Genomic DNA, 20158 nt, shown 5'->3' on the forward strand with positions numbered 1-20158 from the left:
TCTATCATTTGCATTGACATTATAATTCTTTTAATATATTTTTTCAAGCGAATATTTATACAATATTTATACAGTAAAATAGAAAATACTGTCAAAAAATATTATCTTTTTACACCAAAAAAGCTTGTAAACTCCTTTGTCAGGTACAATACAAGCTCTTTACCGAATTTTAATATAATAATTATCTGGTCGGCCTTGACAGATAGAATCTTCTGTCATCTTCTTTCTTATTTAAAGTAGTAACTGTATCCTCCAAGATTGCACTCTTAAAAACAGGATCGATATTTATGTATTCACTGTATATAAGGTCAAGTACAAGTAACATCGGGAACTGTGGAGAAATCCCGTCTTCCGTCGAAGTACTATGAAAGTTCCGACGTTTTAAATTCCTGATAAACTATTTGATTTTACACAATTCTTTTAAGTCCCTTATTTTAAAGGCTTTTCTGCCATAAAAAATATTTAAAAAAAGTTGAAAAATTTTTTTGAGTATGTTATAATCATAGTACTTCATAGTACTTTACTTTTAGAGGTGTTTATGGCTTATTTTTTGAGAAAAGAAAAGAAGAAAAAAGGTACTTATCTTCAGATGTATGAATCATTTTGGGATAAGGATAAAAAGCAACCAAGAACAAAAAATGTAAAATCTTTTGGTTATGTTGAGGATTTGATTTCAGGTGAGATTCCTGATCCTGTTAAATTTTACAGTGACTATGTAAAAGAGCAAAATGAGAATAGAACAAAGATTCTTTCTGAAGAATCCCGTCCTCGTGCATTTTCCACCCCTGTTGAACTTAATATAGGGCACTTCTTACTTTACTCATTAATTGATGAGCTTGATGTTAAAGAAACTATTGATATACTTGCTTCTCAAATGCGTTTTCAGTTCTCTGTATTTGACTTAATTACACAACTTATTTATGCAAGGGTTATATCTCCATGCTCTAAGTCAAAGACAGCCTCTCATGTCTTTCCATACCTTTATGGCAGCTCTACAATCTCTGAAGACCAGGTATATGACGGGTGTTCTTTCATAGGAGAGTCTTATAAAAAGTATATTGATTTATTTAATCACTCTTATGAAAAGTATTTTAAAAGGGATCTTAGCAGTGTATTTTTTGATTGCACTAATTATTACTTTGAAATTGATATCCCTAGTGATGACAAGCAAAAGGGACCTTCAAAAGAGAATAGGCACTCCCCGATAATAGGGCAAGCTTTACTTTTAGATGCCGATCTCGTACCTGTCTCCATGCAAATGTATCCCGGAAATGAATCGGAAAAGCCATATATTAGAAAAGTTATTGAAGAAATGAAGCAACGACACAACATATCAGGCAAGACTATTCAGGTGGCTGATAAAGGACTTAATTGTGCAAGAAATATTTATGCTGCAGTTAAAGAAGCTAATGACGGCTATATATTTTCAAAATCAATACATGGTAAGAATCTAAGCGAAAAGGAAAAGAAATGGGTTCTACTTGAGAATGATACAAATGTCTTTTCTAATTACACTGATGAAAGAGGTAATATATCTTTTCGTCTTAAATCATGTATTGACAGCTTTGACTACAGCTTTAAAGAGATTGATTCGGAAACAGGAAAAGAGAGTGTTACAAAGTTCTCTGTAAAAGAAAAGCGTATCGTCTCTTATAATCCTAACCTTGCAAAGAAACAAAGGCTTGAAATAATGAAAATGGTCGATAAAGCTTCAAAGTTTTCTACATACAAAAATATCGCTAAAGATGAACTTGGAGATTGTGCTAAATATTTAGACATCATAACTAAAGATAGCACAGGCAAGACAATAAAGCCTATAATAGACTTAAATAAATCTAAGATTGATGAAGATCTTAAATATGCAGGATATAACCTTTTAGTGACATCTGAGATAGACATGGAGCCATTACAGGTATATAAGACATACCATAGCCTATGGAAAATCGAAGAATCTTTTAGACTTACAAAATCATACCTGGATGCCAGGCCTGTTTATTTACAGAAAAAAGAAACAATCTACGGGCATTTTTTGATATGCTACCTTAGCTTGTTTCTTTTAAGAGTATTAGAAATCAAGTGCTTCAAGAATAAAATAAACTCTTATGACTTGATTAACTTTATGCGTGATTTTAGGGTGGTAAATAAAGGTGATAATACATATATCAATATATCAAGAGACCAGTCCGTTAACGAAAAGGTTAAAAAACTGGTTGGTTTTAGTAACCTTGATGCCCTCTATTTAACTAAAGCTGAAGTCGACAATTTCTTTCAAAACTGCATGCTCTTGGATACCTAGAGTACTAGGTTTTGAGAGAAACGACGGAAGTCAGGTGACATTATAATTCTTTTAATATATTTTTTCAAGCGAATATTTATACAATATTTATACAGTAAAATAGAAAATACTGTCAAAAAATATTATCTTTTTACACCAAAAAAGCTTGTAAACTCCTTTGTCAGGTACAATACAAGCTCTTTACCGAATTTCCATATAATAATTATCTGGTCGGCCTTGAAAGATAGAATCTTCTGTCATCTTCTTTCTTATTTAAAGTAGTAACGGTATCCTCCAAGATTGCACTCTTAAAAACAGGATCGATATTTATGTACTCACTGTATATAAGGTCAAGTACAAGTAACATCGGGAACTGTGGAGAAATAAGATTTCCGTTCTCCAAATACTCAAGTGAAGCAACCAACACAACTTCATCACAGAATTCATGTAAATGTGGGTTATCCGCCGCTGTGAAAAATACAGTCTTCTTGCCTCTGTCATGTGCATGCTTTAAAAGGAAAATAATATCCTCAGTCTTACCGCTTATACTGAATGCAACCACTGTATCTCCGTCTTTTAAAAATACGGACTGCATCCTTATTCTGTCGGAATCCGTAAGAGAGTCTATATCAAGTCCAACTCTCACAAAACGGCTCTCCATTTCACTTGCCGCATATCCTGAACTTCCCTTACCTACAGCTATGACCTTCTTTGAATTTACAAGCATCTTCACTATTCTTTGTACCTGATCGTTGTCAAGCAGCGAATATGCCTTATTCAAAAGATCCTGATATGTATTAAATACATTTTGTGTAGTGCTGTTACCGTTCGGCTTTTTTACTCTTGCACTGTCCAGGTAGGCAAATATAAATTCTCTGAAACCTACAAAGCCGCACTTTTTTGCAAATCTTGAAATAGATGCCTGTGATACATAGAGCTGTTCAGCCACATTCTGGATATTTATATCCATATTTGCATCACATTGTAAAAAATAATCCGCTATCTTTTTTTCAGTATTTGTAAAAAGCGTATATTTTGATTCTATTATCGGAATCACTGATTTTTCGTATATCATTTTCCCCTCTTTCCGCTACTTACTAACCCTTTACAGCACCCAGAGTAATACCCTTTGTAAAGTATTTTTGAAGTGCAATAAACACTATCAGTATAGGCGCTGCGGCCAGTGTAGCTCCCGCCATTATAAGTCCGAAATCTGTCGAGTTTTCTGCTTGTAGTTTAGCAATTCCCAGAGAAATTGTCAAATTAGAAGTAGAACTTAGCATAATAAGTTGCATGAAATAATCATTCCAGCTGTTAATAAATGTGAATATTGCCAAAGCACCCACTCCCGGCTTTACCATCTGGAAAACTATATCTGTAAATGTTTTAAATTCACTTGCACCGTCAATCCTTGCAGCTTCAAGCATTTCCGTAGGTATACCCTCAGAAAACTGCTTCATAAGAAATACACCGAAAGGCCATCCTACAGTTGGAAGTATAACCGCCCATATAGTGTTATAAAGCTTAAGCGCCGACATTTCTCTGATAAGAGGTATAAGAATAACCTGCTTAGGCAATGCCATAGCACATACTATAAGTGTAAAAAGTATAATTCTTCCATGAAATCTCTTTTTTGCAAGTGCATATCCCGCCATAGATGCTGTAAGACAAGTAAGTACCATGGCCATAACCGCCATAAATACCGTATTTATCATCCATCTCACTGCTGCCGGCGCCATAGGTCCCTTTATAAATCCCAATTCAAATATAGGTGCCGTCTGTCTTGAGAACAACTTTTTAAAGTTATCCAGTACGAGCTCTTTAGGTATCCAATCAGGTACCGGTGAATTTATTGAAACAGGTGTTTTAAATGCGCCTGTAACTATCCAATACAGCGGAAAAACAAAGCAAAATGCCAGTGCTATCAGTACAATTATCGATACAACAGTATACAGTTTTTTTAGTGTATTTGAAGTTTTCATATTATCTCTCCTTTGCCACTCTAAACTGAATTGCAGACAATACCGCTATAAATATTGCAAGCACAACACCCATTGCATTTCCGTATCCGTATCTGAACATCTTAAATGCCATATAATAGATATAATACATTACAGTATCTGTTGAATGATTCGGTCCGCCTGATGTTAAAAGCTGTATAAGAGCGAAACACTGGAAACTGTTAATAGTTGTTATAACAAGAATATATAATGTTGTAGGCATAATCTGAGGCCATTTGATCTTCCAGAATAATTGCAACTCATTTGCTCCGTCTACCTGTGCGGCCTCAACCAATGAATTATCCACATTTCCAAGTGCGGATACATATAACACTATAGGCTGACCTACAGATGTGGTAAGCAATATAAGTATGATACATGCCAGAGCAAATCTCTCGTCTCCAAGCCAGTTGATATTTGTTTTTAAAATACCTGTACCTTTTCCGATATAATTGAAGATACCGTAATAATTATTGTACATCCACTTCCAAACCACTGTAACGGCTACAGAACCGGTAACTACAGGGAGATAAAAGATACATCTGAAAACTGAAAGCACTTTATCATTTAGATTGTATATTACAGATGAAACCCACAATGAAAATATACAAACCACAGGAACTGAAACGATAACAATAACAAAGGTATTTTTAAGTGCCTTTAGAAAAATTCCGTCTTGAAACAGTTCTATATAATTTCCAAATCCGATAAATACATCCTTAGCATCCTTGCCCATTGTAGAATCAAAGAAGCTGGTATATATACATATAATCATCGGTATTATTACAAAACCGATAAAGAATACAAGGCTTGGTAATAAAAACATATAAGCTGAAGCGGTTTCTCTTCTTACCAATTCCTTTGACCTGGTTGTATAAACACCCTTTGCCATGTTTCCCCTTTCTAAAAAATGTTGCTAAAGAAAATCCTTAGCAACATTTTATAACATGTTAGATCACCTAACTATTTTTTTAAAGAGCAGTATTTTACTACTGTTATTATTGAGCTGCTGCCGCATTTGCGTTAGTTGTAAATGTTGCGACCTCTGTTGCCACATCGCCGCCTGCACCTATTCTCTGAAGCATGTTCCACCACTCTGTACGAGCTGTAGTCCATCCCTTTGTTACCTGATAGTAGTCACCCATTGAAGGCATGAACTTCTCTTCAAAAAGCTTCATTGCATCAGCTGTCTCTGTTCCCTCATATACACCTGTTACAGAAGGTCTTACAGGGAAGAATCCTGAAGCCTTAACGCTTTCCTTAACCTGTGTCTCATCATTACATACGAAGTCGATAAATGTCTTTGCAGCTTCAATCTTACCTGCATCTCCGTTGTCAAAGATTCCATATCCCCAGATACCGCCGCAAAGCTCTGTAACTCCGTCATCACTTGGGAATAACATAGGTATAATCTCATCACCTGCATTTGTCTTTCCTGCAGGGCCGTTATCTGAATTTGTCTGCTGTGATGCATTCCAGCAAAGTGACATTGCCAAAGTACCGTTTCTGAACAATGTAATCTCGTCACCACCTGCTATAGAAGGATCAAAGTTTAAACCTGCCTGATCAACAATTGCCTGTAAAGCTTTCTTGTTCTCTTCAGAATCAACTGTATACTTTGTATGATCCTTATCTGTAAATGTACCTGAGTAAAGATTGTTTACCAAAGCTCTTGTTCCCTGATCTCCACCCTGTGAAACACAGTAGATAGCACCGACATTTTGCTGTCCTGAATCATATACCGCCTGAACAGCCTTAAGGAAGTTGTCTGTTGTCCATGTATGTGTATCTAAATCAAGATACTTTAATGCATCGGCCTTCTCAAACATTGTCTTATTTATAGCCATACAATGTGCAACCATAAATGCAGGATACTCATAAAACTCACCTGTAGGACTCTTACATGCAGCTTTTACAGGATCATAGATATCTGATGCCGCATCCTTTTCAAACATATCCTTTAAATCAACCATGAGTCCCTTTGCACCCCAGTTGGCTACAAGTCTTTCAGGTCCCTCAAGTACGATATCAGGTGCCTGCTTTCCTTCTATAGCAGTGTTGATCTGGTCATCACCGTTTTGATAGTCAAGATACTCTACAGTTACCTTAATATTCGGATACTTCTCATTGAACTTTTTGATAATTCCGTCAACTGTTGCAGAGTCTCCCCATTTACCTACAGGATATGTCCAAAGTGATACCTCAGCAGCATCTTTTGCCGCCTCACTTGCTCCCTCCTGCTTTGTATCCGCCTTTGAATCAGCCGCTGCACTTGTTTGATCTGCCGCTTTTCCTCCTCCACATGCTGCGAGCATACCCGCCGCTGTAAGTGTCAAACCTGTTAACAATAATTTCTTCATATTTCCTCCTTAATGAGTCTTACACTCAAGATTATTCACAAATAATGCGTTACAACCGGTTTTATAAACTTATCCCTAAATGTTTAAAAACCTTGACCTCTACACAACTTGTTCAAGCGCTTTTGAAAATTCTTTTGTTATAAGTTGTGGTCTGGTAATAATCGAACCAACCACCACACTGAACGCTCCAAGTTCTATTACTCTCCTACATTTCTCAGGTGTATTGATATTACCCTCAGCTATTACTTTATGCTTTACTTTAGCGAGGATATTTCTCAATATCTCAAAATCGTTCTCCTCAATCCTTAGACCTTCACTCTCCTTAGTATATCCAACCATAGTAGTACCGATGAAGTCAAAACCTAATTCGTCCGCAAAGATTGCCTCTTCTTCTGTTGAACAATCCGCCATAAACAGCTTATCCGGATACTTTGCTATAACTTCTCCAAAGAACTCCTTCAAGCTTTTTTTGCCCGGTCTGAGTCTGCTTGTCGCATCCAGTGCTATTATATCAACTCCCGCTTCTACCAAAGCATCTACCTCGTCCATTGTAGGTGTGATATAAATCTCACTGTCATCATAATCTTTTTTAATTATTCCGATTATCGGCAAATCCACCTGTTTTTGTATCTCCTTGATATCCACAACAGTGTTTGCTCTGATGCCGCAAGCTCCGCCCATCTTTGCCGCGAGAGCCATTCTCCCCATAATGAAGTCTGAATGTAACGGTTCATTTTCCAGCGCCTGGCATGAAACAATCAGTTTCCCTTTTAGGTTTTTGATTCTGTCATTCATTTTTACTACCTCCATCTGAAAGTATCTTACCATTTGTGAAAATAAATTTCAATACTTCTATTGTATTCTGTTTCTACTTTCTGGCACTTGCCAAGCTGTTATTAAAAGTAAACATTTTAAATTGTATTTATTTGTGCACAAAGTACTAATATGCATATTTATCCCACACTTTCAGATATTGAAAAATTAAAGCCTCCTTTTTTTATTAAAGCCCCCTTGTTCATTAAAAAAGAGATACGAGTCTCCCCATATCTCTTCATTTATTAAAAACTATTCAAGGCAGTGAAAATATAAGTAAAACCTAGAGTAATATATACTTCAGTATAAACAATATTGAAAGTATATACATAAGCGGTGTAACCTTCTTAGCTCTTCCTGTAACAGCATTGATAAATACATAAGATATAATTCCCATTGAAATACCCTCTGAAATACTGTAGAAGAGCGGCATTGCAACTATACAGATATAGCAAGGAATAGCCTCTGTCATATCCGAGAAATCAATATGTACAACATTTGAGAACATATAGAATCCTACCACTATAAGTGCCGGTGCTGTTGCAAAAGAAGGTATTGCAAGGAATATAGGTGATAATAACAGTGAAGCCGCAAAAAGAACCGCTGTTGTCATTGCTGTAAGACCTGTTCTTCCACCTTCTGAAACACCTGAAGCGGACTCAACGAATGTTGTAACTGTTGTTGTACCAAGCATTGCACCTGCTGTAGTAGCTACAGCGTCTGCAAGTAAAGCACCCTTGATATTTGGAAGCTTGCCGTCTTTATCAAGCATTCCGGCCTTTGTAGATACACCGATTAATGTACCGATAGTATCAAACATATCTACGAATAGGAATGCAAACATAACAACTACAAATTCCAATGTTGCAATCTTGTGGAACTCAAGCTTGAATAAAACCGGTCCTATACTCGGTATGCTTAATCCTTTTGAAAAATCAGGTAATACACTTAAGAAACCGAGTGCAGGATTTGGAACATACAAACCTGTAACCTGAGCAATTATACCGAGAACCCATGTTGCCAATATACCGAGTAAGATATTTCCCTTTACTTCTTTTACAACCAGAAATGCTGTAATAAGAACACCGATGATGGCGATAATAACTGTAATACCTGCATCATTTCCTGTAGCAATTGCACCTTCAACGCCATGTACCTTGTTGTATTTTACAAGTGAGAATAATTGTACAAGTGTTTTACCGCCTATAACGATCTTAGCATTTTGAAGTCCGATAAATGCAATAAAAATTCCGATACCCACACTTACAGCTGATTTTAAGTTTCTTGGAACCGCATTAAAGATAGCCTCACGCACATTTGTAACTGAAAGTGCTATAAAAATAATACCTTCTACAAATACCGCTGTAAGAGCCGTCTGCCAGCTGTATCCCATACCTAAAACTACACTATAAGTAAAATATGCATTAAGTCCCATACCCGGTGCAAGTGCAAAAGGATAGTTTGCAAACAATGCCATAAGTGCAGTACCTAAGAATGAAGCTATTGCAGTTGCGGTAAATACGGCACCTCTGTCCATACCTGCCTCTTTTAAGATATTCGGATTAACTGCCAAAATATATGCCATTGTCATAAATGTTGTAATACCGGCAATAATCTCGGTTTTTACATCGGTTCCGTTTTCTTTCAGTTTAAAAAACTTTTCCATATATAGTCTCCTTTTTTTTATTATACTCCGGTGATAATCGGCCCGGAGTTTTTAGTTTTCTTGTAAGTCAAATTTAATTAAAGATATTTAAGTCTATATATCACTGCCATTCAATATATTTTAAAAATCTAATTTGCCTCAATGTCTATGAACTTATTTTCAAAAATATCAAACACCCCCCTGGCAGTGAGTTTCAACTCGGGAATAACCATAAGTGACATAAATGTAAGTGACATAACAGGCTCAAGACTTTCGTTAACCCCTAATTCAACTACAGCCTTTTTGTGAAGACTTAAAAGTTTCTTTGAAACCTCTTCACCGCTTAAATCACTCATAAGTCCCGCTACAGGCAAAGACAGACTTTCAATCACCTCTCCGTCCTTTACCAGTGCAAAACCTCCACCGTTTTGTTTTACATTCTCTATAGCCAAGTTCATCTCATCATCATTTACGCCTACGCAAATAATATTATGTGAATCATGTGCTACGGATGCAGCTATGGCACCGCTTTGTATGCCATAACCTTTTATTATTCCCAGTCCGATCTTACCTGTATTGTGATGCCTCTCTATAACCGCGCATTTGCAGGCATCTATATTCTTATCAAAGACAAAAAGACCGTTTTCATCTCTTTTTATCCTTATCTTTGTTTTCTTTGAAAGCACTCCTCCCGCAATCATTTCAATTGCATAAACTTCATCAGACTTCAGCCACAATTGTAGCATTTCCTTTTTGAAGTTATCCAGATGAACAGTATTTGATACATCTGTAATGTCATGCTTTTTTAACTCTTTGAGATACTCTCCATCTCTTGCAACTTCCTCACCGAGAATATATACCGACGATACTTTGAAATCTTTCAAATCATCAAATATAACAAGATCCGCTCTCTTTCCGGGAACTATCATTCCTCTATCCTTCATCCCATAGCAATCACTTACATTTACAGTAGCCATTGCTATTGCCATAACAGGTGAGATTCCTGCATTTACAAGTTTTTTCAGATGATATTCAAGATGTCCGTCCTCAAAAATAGTCTTCGGTTGTCTGTCATCCGAACATAATAAACATCTTCTGAAATTAAACTCGTTTATACCCGGTATAAGTGCTTCAAGATTGTGACAGGCTGAACCCTGTCTTAGCTGTACATAAATGCCTCTGCTCAGTCTGTCTTCCATCTCTTCAAGTGTGGAGCACTCATGATCTGTGTCAATTCCGGCGCAGGCATATGCATTCAATGCCTTACCGAACAGATTCGGGCTGTGTCCGTCTACAATTTTCCCGTGATTCTTTGCCAAAATAAGTTTATCAAGGGCAATATCATCATTTTCAATGATTGCATTGTAGTCCATAAACTCGCCGAGTCCCGGAACATCTTTTGAAACTATGTCATCTGCCATATCCTCAGCCGATATCACACAACCTGCATCCTCCATCTTTGTTGCAGGGACGCAGGACGGCATCATATATTTAACTGAAAGGCAGGTATTTTTTGCAGCCTCCTGCATATAGTGAAAGCCTTTTATTCCGCATACATTCACTATTTCATGAGGATCCGCAATGACAGTGGTAGTACCGTGGGGTACCACCATTCTGCCGAATTCTTCAGGAGTACAGTATGATGATTCTATATGAATATGTGCATCCATAAGGCCCGGTGAAATATATTTCCCTTCTATATCCACCTCTATTTCACCATCATACTCTCCAAATCCTGCAATGTATCCTTCAGCTATAGCAAGGTCCGCTTTAAATATTTTTCCGCTGCAGACATCCACTATAGAGCCGTTTTTTAATACAAGATCAGCTTTTTTATTCCCATTTGCCACATCAATCAGTCGCTTTAAACTATCTTTGTTCATACTCCCTCCAAAAGCCAAGCTCCTATCGATCAGTCAACGCCAAGTCTCTTCTTCATTGTTTTCTCAACTGCTACAAGTATATTCTCATATCCCGTGCATCTGCAAAGATGTCCTGAGAGTAACTTTCTAACCTCTTCTTTTGAATAGAGTTTTCCGCTGTTAAGAATCTCTGTAGCCGACATTACAAATCCCGGTGTACAGAAACCGCACTGGATAGCAGTCTCATCTATAAATGCCTGCTGCAAATCCGATATCTCACCGTTTGGTCCCATAAGACCTTCCAATGTAAGGATATCCTTGCCCTCGGCCCATATTGCAAGGTAAATACATGAGTTAAATGCTTCACCGTCTATAAGAACATTACATGCTCCGCACTCTCCTACCTCACAGCCTTTTTTTACTGAAGTAAGTCTATAGTCATTTCTAAGCATGTCTGTAAGTGAGCTTCTTACATCTACCATTTTCTCACATTTCTTGCCGTTGATGGTACAACTGACCAATTTATAACTCTGTCCTGTCATCGACCTTACCTCCTGCCTGCTTTACAGCCTTTTCACAAGCTTTTCTTGCCATAACAACACCGATATGACATCTGAAAGCTTTACTTGCTCTCCATGAATCACGAGGATTGATATCTTCTAAAACTTTCTGCGCAAAAGCCTCTATATTCTCCTCATTAACTTCTTTTCCTCTGATAAAGTTTTCCGCTGAAGGAACTCTCATAGGAATAGGACCGGCTACACCGTAAGCTATTCTTACATCCTCAAAGCTCTTTTTATCTTCTGAGAGCTTTACATTTACCGAACATCCGGTGGTAGCAATATCCATTGCCTCTCTCATGGCATACTTTATATAGTGACCTTTATAACCTTCATAAGCCTTCTTTGGGATAATGATTGCTGTCTGTATCTCTCCCTCTTTTAAATCCACTGTACCGGCCTTTATATAAAATTCATTTATAGGTACTACTCTTTTGTAACCTTCTCCAGCTATCTCAACCTGTGCATCCCATGCAAAGAGTGTAGATGCGGAGTCTGCCGATGTAACACCGTTACATGTATTTCCACCGATAGTTCCTATATTTCTGATCTGCGGTCCACCTATCTGATCCACGGCTTCACCAAGTACATTGATGTATTTTTGTATAATAGGATTCTTTGTAATATGTGAGAAGCTTGTTAAAGATCCTATTCTTATATTTTCATCGGCATCAAGGCAGATTCCTCTAAGCTCATCAAGCATATAGATACTTACAAGCTCCTTACCCGCTCTCTTTCCTTCTCTTATCTGTACCAAAACATCACTTCCGCCGGCAATAACCTGTGAGCCCGGATGTTCTTTTAAAAGTCTGCAAGCATCATCTACGCTTGTCGCCTCATATAAAGCTTTTATATCGTACATTTCTTCCTCCTACTTAAGTAAACCTGCTTTGTCAAAATATTCATACAGTTTTTCCGGACGTAAAGGTAATTCATTAACACCTACACCTGTTGCATTCATAATAGCATTTCTTATAGCCGGTGCCACAGGACAAACCGGTGGCTCACCCAATGATTTTGTACCGAATGGTGATGTAGGCTCAGGATTCTCAACGAACGCCGTCTCAAGATGTGGATGATCCATACATGTAGAAAGCTTATAATCAAGCAGGTTATCGTTTAAAACTTTTCCTGTCTTCTTATCTACAAGCTGTACCTCCGAAAGTGCATATCCTATACCCATACTCATACCGCCTTCAACCTGTGCCTTAGCAAGTGCAGGGTTGATAAGCTTACCGCAGTCATGTACATTTATTATCTTTGTGAGCTTTGCTTTACACATATCAATATCAACTTCAACCTCTGCAAAACAGCATCCGAATGAATATGCATTTGACTTAATCTGTGCTGTAGACTCCGCAGTAATATGTCTGCTGTCACTGAGAGAATAAAGTGCTTCTGTAGCCAGATCTCTTAATGAAATAAGCTCTCTGTTATCTGTAGTTCTTATTATCATAGAATTCTTTATATCTGTAATTGAAGGCGGCATATTTGTCAAAATATAAGCATAGTCAAGTATCTTCTCCTTCAAAAGTCCTGCTGTCTTGGCAATGGAGAAACCGCCTACATAGGTCTGTCTTGATGCATATGCACCCGTACCGAAAGGTGTAATATCGGTATCCTGGTTTGAAACAACATGCACTTCATCTGTACTGATTCCAAGGACCTCCGCAGCCATCTGTGAGAATGCCGTATCCGCTCCCTGACCGATCTCGGTCTCACCAAGCTGTAATGTTACGGAACCGTCCTGATTCAGTACCATTCTTGATGATGATGACTCAAGTGATATAGGCCAAACCGCAGTATTATACCAGAAAGTAGCCATTCCTATACCTGTTCTTACTCTACCTGTCTGTTTTGAAAGCTCTTTGACTCTGTTATCATAGTCCATATAAGCTTTACCTTTTTCGATACATTGTCTGAATGTATCATAGTAGTTTTCATTCTTCGAAAAAGCGTCCTTATATCCCTGCGGCATAAGATTCTTAAGTCTGAAGTCGATAGGTGGAATACCCATTATCTTCGCAACATCTTCTGTATGAGACTCTACCGCAAACATAGCCTGTGGAATTCCGTATCCTCTCATAGCTCCCGCTACAGGTCTGTTTGTAAATACAGTATATGCGTCACCCTCAACATTATCACATGGATAAAGCTGTGGGAAAGCTCCGAGTCCCTTTGCCGCGATAGAATGTCCGTGTGAAGCATATGCACCCTGATTTGAGAACGCCTCTATCTTTCTTGCGGCATATGTACCGTCTTTTCTTACATGTGAAATTATATGGAACTTTATACCATGTCTTGTTCTGTTTGCAAAGAAAGTTTCCTCTCTGCTGCAATCGAGTTTTACAAGATGTCCTCCTACCTGTAATGAAAGGAATGCACAAAGCGGCTCATATAGTATATCCTGCTTATTTCCGAATCCACCACCGATATACGGCTTAATAACTCTTACATCACCCCACGGTATTCCAAGTGCCTGACCTACAACTCTTCTTGCAATATGAGGAATCTGTGTAGAAGCTACTACCGTAACTCTCTTGCCTTCTGCATATGCATAGCATATAAAGTTCTCTATATGGCAATGCTGTACAGGTTCGGTATTATACCATCTGTCAACTACTGTAAGGCCCTCTTCTTTGATTGCCTCTGCATAATTACCTCTGCTAAGACTTGTGTGCTTTAAAATATTGTTAGGATAATCCTTATGAATCTGTGGTGCACCGTCCTTCATAGCTTCCAAAACATCTGTAACCACAGGGTACTCTTCATATTCCACCTTTATAGCTCTGAGTGCCTGATTTGCAGCCACCTCATTTTCAGCTATAACAGCCGCAACATCATCACCGTAAAACTTAACTTCATCAGTGAGAAGTAATCTGTCTGCAACATCTTGATGGCTTACGTCCGTAGACCATGGGTGTCCTGCTGTAGGGAAGTAATTTCTATACTGCCCAAGATCAAAGCAAGTGACGATCTTAACAACTCCCTCAATCTTCTTTGCTTCACTTGTGTCAACAGAAAGAACTTTTCCGTGAGCTATTGTGGAATGCACTATTTTTGCCACATATGCTCCCGCATCACATAAATCGTCAGTATATTTTGTTCTACCTGTGACCTTGTCAAACGCATCCACTCTGTTGATACTTTTTCCAACCTCCATATTATTTCCTCTCTAATTTTTTAGTATTTTATATTATTTAATTTATATACCTTTCTCGTCTTTATAAGTTGATAAAAATATAAAATTAAAAAGTAACTGTTTTTTGTCCGGATACATATTTTGCTCTCAATGAGCATTCATCCGACAGATATAAGAATCTTTCAAATCTCTTTCTTATATCATCAATATCCTTATTCAATTCCTCATCATTTATTACAAGCATATCCGCTTCAAATCCTTCTTCAAAGGCTCCCACCTTTCCGAAGTAACTTCCGGGTATTCTTGTTGCTATAGCAAATGCCTCGGCAAGCTCCAAAGATTTTGAATTTTTATCTATATATCTCCAATAAAGCTTTGAAAGCCCTATTGCTTCTACCGCCTGGTTTAATATATTCAGCGAGTATCCCGCCGCTATATCACTTCCAAGTCCTACCTTTATGCCATTATCGAGAAATTTCCTTATAGGTGCTATTCCCGATGACAGACATATATTTGACTGTGGACAATGAGCTACATACACATTTTTCTCCTTTAAAAGTTCAATCTCCTTATCATCAGAGTATACACAATGTGCCATAACTGTGTCTACCTTACTTTTATTCAGATTACCTCTTTTATTGTAAGCATCAAGATATCCGTCCGAGTCCGGACAAAGTTCTTTCACCCATTCCACTTCTTTCGGATTCTCCGATAGATGTGACTGTAATCCGTAAGTATCTCCTCTAATATTTCCAAGAGCTTTCATCAATTCATCACTGCAGCTTGGAATAAATCTTGGGGTAATTATCGGCTTTATATTCTTATATCTGTCTTTACAGATATCAAGCCATTTAACTGTGGAATCTATAGATGACTCTGTAGTCTCAATCAGTTCATCTGTAGAATTTCTGTCCATATTTACCTTGCCTACAAAACATTTTAGTCCGCTCTCTTCCAGCATATCCATCAACAGTATTGTGGAATCCGTATGCAAGGTCGCAAATACTATTGCTCTTGTAGAATAACTTTTAGCCAATGCATCAACAAATTTTTTATAGGCTTTTTTTGCATATTCTATATCCTTATATTTAGCTTCTTCCGGAAATGTATATGTATTGAGCCAATCTAAAAGTTCCATATCCATTCCAAGCCCTCTGAAAGCAAATTGCGGAGCATGAAGATGCATATCTATAAGTCCCGGTAATATCAAAGAATCTCCGTAGTCTTCTATCTCTTCATTCTTTAAAGAATCCGGAAGCTCATCTTGTGAATATATTTTTGATATAATGCCGTCTTCAATTACTAAAAAGTTATTTTCTCTTATCCTGATTGTACCTTCTTTTGTACAATCCACCAAATTCCCTTTAACTATCATATTCTCCCCTAATAAAAATATGAGGTGCTTTCCATTGTGCATGGAACACACCTCACTCCACCCACAATTTCTGTGGGCCTATAGTCAATTATTACGGTAATTGGTAGAGACGCTCAACCGATTATGAGCTTATATTAGGCCTCTAATTTTTATGTATTTCTTCTAAAATAACACATTCAAATATAACTCAAGTATCAATTTATATATAAAGGGTATCACCTAATTAATTTTTAGTCAAACTTTTTTAAAGTTTTTTATAGGAATTATGCCCTATATTTATTTAAATTATCAATAAATATATAGAAATTCTACTATTATATTTTTTTCAATGTATTTTCTCAAGTACATAAGAATACGCTTCTTTTGTGTCAATATCCAAAAGTTCGTCCTCATTTTCTATATCCACGAATAAAACCTCGCAAATATGCGCTTTTATGAGCTTTTTACCGCCTTCTTCTTCTCCAAGTAAGAGGAGTTCATCAAAGTATTCACTTGAAAATATACATGGATTTCCAAGCCTGTTTTTACATCTTACACTACTTATAGTTTTATTCGATTTTTGAAATTCATCTATTATCTTTGATATTGTCTCGGAACTTAGCAAAGGCTGATCGCACACACCGAATAATACACTGCCAGAATTCTCAATATTTTTCAGTTTTTCCACCGCAAGCTTTATTGATCTGGATTTACCAAGCTCCGGCTTATCATTATATATGGTTATAAATCCGTTCTTTTTATAATAATCTAATATCTCAGTGTCCTTACCGACTATTATCTTATTATCAAAGTCATATGCTCTTTTATATATCTTTTCCATATATTGATAAAGCTTAACACCTTTGATATCTGCCAAAAGCTTGTATCCACCAAATCTTTTACCTTCTCCTGCAGCCAAAATTACCAAATCCATCAAGCTCTCCTGCCGCTTATTTTGCTAAGTATAGCTTCAAGTACTCCTCCGCCTATGGCGCTCGCCTTATCGGATACACTAAAGCAATATTCCTTTTCGGCTCTCGGATCCACATCTCCCGATTTCATACCTTTCTTTACCTTTACACTGTCTTGTAAAAGTCCTCTTACAATACCGTCAATGTTCGCATATACAGGTGTTTCATCACAGTATGCCAGCAAATCTCCCGCCTTTACATAATCTCCGATACTTACCTTTGCACTGAATATTCCGTCCGCAGTTGCCCTTATGATTCTTTCCACAGTGTATCCGCCTATATTTCCAGGCACTCCTGTATTCGGATAAGCACTTCCGCTCCATATTACTCTGCCAAGATTATGTCCTCTCTTAGTCTCAACCACGGCATGACAGTCAACCCCTGCTTCAAATCCCGGACCTACGCCTATTACAATATCCGCATCACTTATTTTGGTACCGATATTTGTCTTTGCTATAATTGCATCCACTATCACATCCGGCTTGTATTCTTTCATGATTTCACCGCTTGGATCCACTATTACAGGTATACATCTGCTCTCAATCACAGTATCAATCATTGCAATGCTTTTGCAAAGTTTTCCGGTTATTCCTTCAACCTTTGTCTCATCCATATAAATTGCAGGTGAAAATGCAACAGTTCTTCTTACTGTAGTAGGTACGGCAATATCCGACATTATTATGTCAAATCCCGATCTGTACAATCTTAAAGCAATTCCTGTTGCCAAATCCCCGGCACCTCTTATCCAAACTTTTTTATCCATCATAAACCTTCTCTCTAAGCTAAAAATTCAAAATCGCAAAACTCTCTGTTGTTATTATATGAAGTTATTGAAACTTTGAAATTTTTAAAACCGTTTTTTTCGCAAAAAATATTTATATATTTTTCTGTCTCTAATGCCTTTCTCATATCTTCTTTGGTGTCGGCCTTATTTATAATAAATAAAGTTTTTCTGTTATTTATTCCTTTAAATTCCGCCCTCTTATCTGTCAAGATCCTTGCAGCATCCTCTTCACTGAGTATATGATCTTCATCCCAACCAAAAATTTCTGCGGCTCTTTCATACCTGAAGCATTTTTCGCTTATCTTTTTTCCGACAGCATCAATACCCATACATACTATACAAATATCTGTGTTCTCAGGTATTACCGGCTCTCCTTCTCTTGGGATTTTTATCGGTAATCGCTTTGCTCCGTCCGCTTCAACCAATACTATATCTGCATATTTATTGATACTCTGCACCTCTATTATATCAAAAGATGATAATTTTTCACCTGCATCTTTTCCTATAACTACAGGTTCATCCCTAAACTCAAATTTTTCAAGTTCTTTTGCAGAGTCAATCAGAGTATATACATCCGGTTTTACTATATGAGTTGTTGTGGTGATTACCACTTTTTTGCCTCTTTTAGCAAAATATCTTCCTATATAAAACATGGTGGTGGTTTTTCCACCACCACCAACTAATGAAATTATCATTTATCGCATACCAACCAATTTCTTTACATCCATATTCTTCGGCAATACGAAGTTTAACAACATTGAAAGAACAAATACGCCTGCAACAGAGTTACCTGCAAAAATATCTCCTATAACCTTCGGGAAATAATCAAATATACCCAGTGTCTGAGTAAATCCTATTCCGATGCTTATAGATAAAGCCGCAATTATTGTATTCCTTTGAGTAAAACCGCATTTCCCAATCATATCCATTCCACTTACCACTATAGTACCGAACATCACTATTGTACATCCACCGAGTACAGGTTCCGGCAATGTTGAAAAGAATGCACCTACCGGTGGGAATATTCCTGCCAATATAAGGATCAATGCACCAAACATAATAGTAAATCTGTTTACTACCTTTGTCATTGCAATAAGACCTACATTCTGTGAAAATGATGTTATAGGCATACATCCAAACACACCTGATACAGCACTTAAGAAACCGTCACATGCAAGTGAACCTGATACTTCCTTCTCTGTAATGTCTCTGTCAAGTCCGCCTGCAACAACCGCAGTGGTATCACCGATAGTCTCTGCAGCAGATACCAAGAAGATTAGAACAACAGACAAAATTGCACCGGGATTAAATATTGGCTTATATGGCAATACTCTCGGCAATGCAATAAATCCAACTGTATTTATTGTTCCGGTAAAATGCGAAAAATCTACAATACCAAATATAAGAGAAATTATATATCCAACTATAAGACCGAACATTACGTTTAGCTGCTTCCAAAATCCCTTTGCAAGTGAACTGAATGCTATACATGATACAAGTGTAATAAGTCCAACAAGCATATATTTTGGAGCACCGAAATCATCAACATATCCGCCTCCAAAACTTTTTGCACCTACTGCAAGCAGAGAAAAACCTATGGTAGTAACTACACAAGCCGAAACTATTGGTGAAACTATCTTTTTCCAATACTTATAAGTTAATCCGAGACAGCCTTCTACACATCCACCGACTATTATCGCACCAATCGCTGTTTGATAATTAAAATTAGTGCCTATATAGCCTAGTGCCTGTACAAAGGTAAAGCTGACTCCCATTACAACCGGCAATCTTGAACCAATTTTCCATACAGGATATAACTGTACCAAAGTTCCAAGGCCCGCTATAAACATTGCACTTTGCATGATTCTCGCAAGCTCCACTCCACCAATCTTACCAGCATCACTTCCAAGTAACTTTGATGCACCACATACTAGAAGTATAGGCGCCAGATTTGCAACGAACATAGCCATAACATGTTGCAGTCCAAAAGGTATTGCTTTTGCCACAGGAACTCTTCCGTCCAATTTGTAAATATTATCAATACTTACATTTGAACCACTTGTCTTTTCACTCATTGTAATCCTCCTTAAAAAAGACATTTATTTCTTACATCTCTTAGAGATGAAACGTACAAAGGATCAATATTTAAATTCAAAATTGTTAAAAATATATCAAATAAAAAAGTTTAAATACGCATCAGATATTCTCTGATGCGTCAAATATCTACATATCGATTATTTAATTGTAAACTTTCCTTTGGTATATTTAATAAAAAAATATTGTTACAACTTTTATTTTTTATATACTATCATTTTTTCTTACAAAAATCAATCTAAATATTATTTTTTATGAGCGTATCATACTATTTTTCAGACTAAACATGCTAATAATT

The 20158-nt window shown here is 37.1% G+C and carries 17 protein-coding genes and 1 riboswitch; of the genes, 1 reads left to right on the forward strand and 16 read right to left on the reverse strand.

All coding sequences use genetic code 11. The features are described from left to right. Positions 1-181 precede the first annotated feature (181 nt). A complete protein-coding gene (locus EHV10_RS11205) occupies positions 182-325 on the reverse strand; it encodes a hypothetical protein (protein ID WP_243116131.1) in 144 nt (47 codons plus the stop codon). Between the two features lie 213 nt (positions 326-538). Between EHV10_RS11205 and EHV10_RS11210 the strand changes: the two genes are divergently transcribed. Continuing rightward, the gene (locus EHV10_RS11210; protein ID WP_128673155.1) at positions 539-2296 is read left to right on the forward strand and encodes an IS1634 family transposase; all 1758 of its coding nucleotides are present in this window, start codon (positions 539-541) and stop codon (positions 2294-2296) included. 202 nt (positions 2297-2498) lie between these two features. On the opposite strand, the gene EHV10_RS11215 is transcribed toward EHV10_RS11210, so the two are convergent. The 15 genes from EHV10_RS11215 to EHV10_RS11285 form a co-directional block, all read right to left on the reverse strand. Next, positions 2499-3350 (reverse strand): MurR/RpiR family transcriptional regulator, encoded by an 852-nt coding sequence (locus EHV10_RS11215; RefSeq protein WP_007593408.1) that lies wholly within the window; start codon positions 3348-3350, stop codon positions 2499-2501. Positions 3351-3372: 22 nt separating this feature from the next. After that, positions 3373-4257, reverse strand: coding sequence for a carbohydrate ABC transporter permease (locus EHV10_RS11220; RefSeq protein WP_007593410.1), 885 nt, complete (start codon positions 4255-4257; stop codon positions 3373-3375). A 1-nt stretch (position 4258) separates the two neighbouring features. Continuing rightward, a complete protein-coding gene (locus EHV10_RS11225) occupies positions 4259-5167 on the reverse strand; it encodes a carbohydrate ABC transporter permease (RefSeq protein ID WP_128674715.1) in 909 nt (302 codons plus the stop codon). Positions 5168-5273: 106 nt separating this feature from the next. Further along, positions 5274-6635, reverse strand: a complete 1362-nt coding sequence (locus tag EHV10_RS11230) for an extracellular solute-binding protein (protein WP_128674716.1) — start codon at positions 6633-6635, stop codon at positions 5274-5276. Between the two features lie 99 nt (positions 6636-6734). Continuing rightward, on the reverse strand, positions 6735-7430 hold the full coding sequence (locus EHV10_RS11235) for an N-acetylmannosamine-6-phosphate 2-epimerase (RefSeq protein WP_128674717.1): 696 nt from the start codon (positions 7428-7430) through the stop codon (positions 6735-6737). A 301-nt stretch (positions 7431-7731) separates the two neighbouring features. Then, positions 7732-9114: an NCS2 family permease gene (locus EHV10_RS11240; RefSeq protein ID WP_128674718.1), complete on the reverse strand. Its 1383-nt coding sequence runs from the start codon at positions 9112-9114 to the stop codon at positions 7732-7734. 128 nt (positions 9115-9242) lie between these two features. After that, positions 9243-10976, reverse strand: coding sequence for an adenine deaminase (gene ade / locus EHV10_RS11245; RefSeq protein ID WP_128674719.1), 1734 nt, complete (start codon positions 10974-10976; stop codon positions 9243-9245). Positions 10977-11005: 29 nt separating this feature from the next. After that, entirely contained in the window at positions 11006-11497 is a 492-nt protein-coding gene (xdhC, locus tag EHV10_RS11250) for a xanthine dehydrogenase subunit XdhC (protein ID WP_128674720.1), read from the reverse strand. Then, positions 11478-12377 (reverse strand): xanthine dehydrogenase subunit XdhB, encoded by a 900-nt coding sequence (gene xdhB / locus EHV10_RS11255; RefSeq protein WP_128674721.1) that lies wholly within the window; start codon positions 12375-12377, stop codon positions 11478-11480. Before xdhB ends, xdhC begins: the two co-directional genes overlap by 20 nt. Before the next feature lie 9 nt (positions 12378-12386). Beyond that, positions 12387-14678, reverse strand: a complete 2292-nt coding sequence (gene xdhA, locus EHV10_RS11260; protein ID WP_128674722.1) for a xanthine dehydrogenase subunit XdhA — start codon at positions 14676-14678, stop codon at positions 12387-12389. Between the two features lie 85 nt (positions 14679-14763). Beyond that, complete coding sequence (locus EHV10_RS11265; RefSeq protein WP_128674723.1) at positions 14764-16032, reverse strand: amidohydrolase family protein; 1269 nt, start codon at positions 16030-16032, stop codon at positions 14764-14766. A gap of 61 nt (positions 16033-16093) precedes the next feature. Beyond that, positions 16094-16190: riboswitch (purine riboswitch) on the reverse strand. Between the two features lie 167 nt (positions 16191-16357). Further along, the gene (locus EHV10_RS11270) at positions 16358-16945 is read right to left on the reverse strand and encodes a nucleotidyltransferase family protein (RefSeq protein ID WP_128674724.1); all 588 of its coding nucleotides are present in this window, start codon (positions 16943-16945) and stop codon (positions 16358-16360) included. Further along, positions 16945-17745, reverse strand: coding sequence for a selenium-dependent molybdenum cofactor biosynthesis protein YqeB (yqeB, locus tag EHV10_RS11275; RefSeq protein ID WP_128674810.1), 801 nt, complete (start codon positions 17743-17745; stop codon positions 16945-16947). Before yqeB ends, EHV10_RS11270 begins: the two co-directional genes overlap by 1 nt. Positions 17746-17759: 14 nt before the next feature. Then, complete coding sequence (gene yqeC / locus EHV10_RS11280; RefSeq protein WP_128674725.1) at positions 17760-18461, reverse strand: selenium cofactor biosynthesis protein YqeC; 702 nt, start codon at positions 18459-18461, stop codon at positions 17760-17762. Beyond that, positions 18462-19841 (reverse strand): uracil-xanthine permease family protein, encoded by a 1380-nt coding sequence (locus EHV10_RS11285; protein WP_128674726.1) that lies wholly within the window; start codon positions 19839-19841, stop codon positions 18462-18464. Between the last annotated feature and the right edge of the window lie 317 nt (positions 19842-20158).

Origin of the sequence: Lachnoanaerobaculum gingivalis (assembly GCF_003862475.1) — a bacterium.
In the GTDB taxonomy this organism is placed as follows: domain Bacteria; phylum Bacillota; class Clostridia; order Lachnospirales; family Lachnospiraceae; genus Lachnoanaerobaculum; species Lachnoanaerobaculum gingivalis.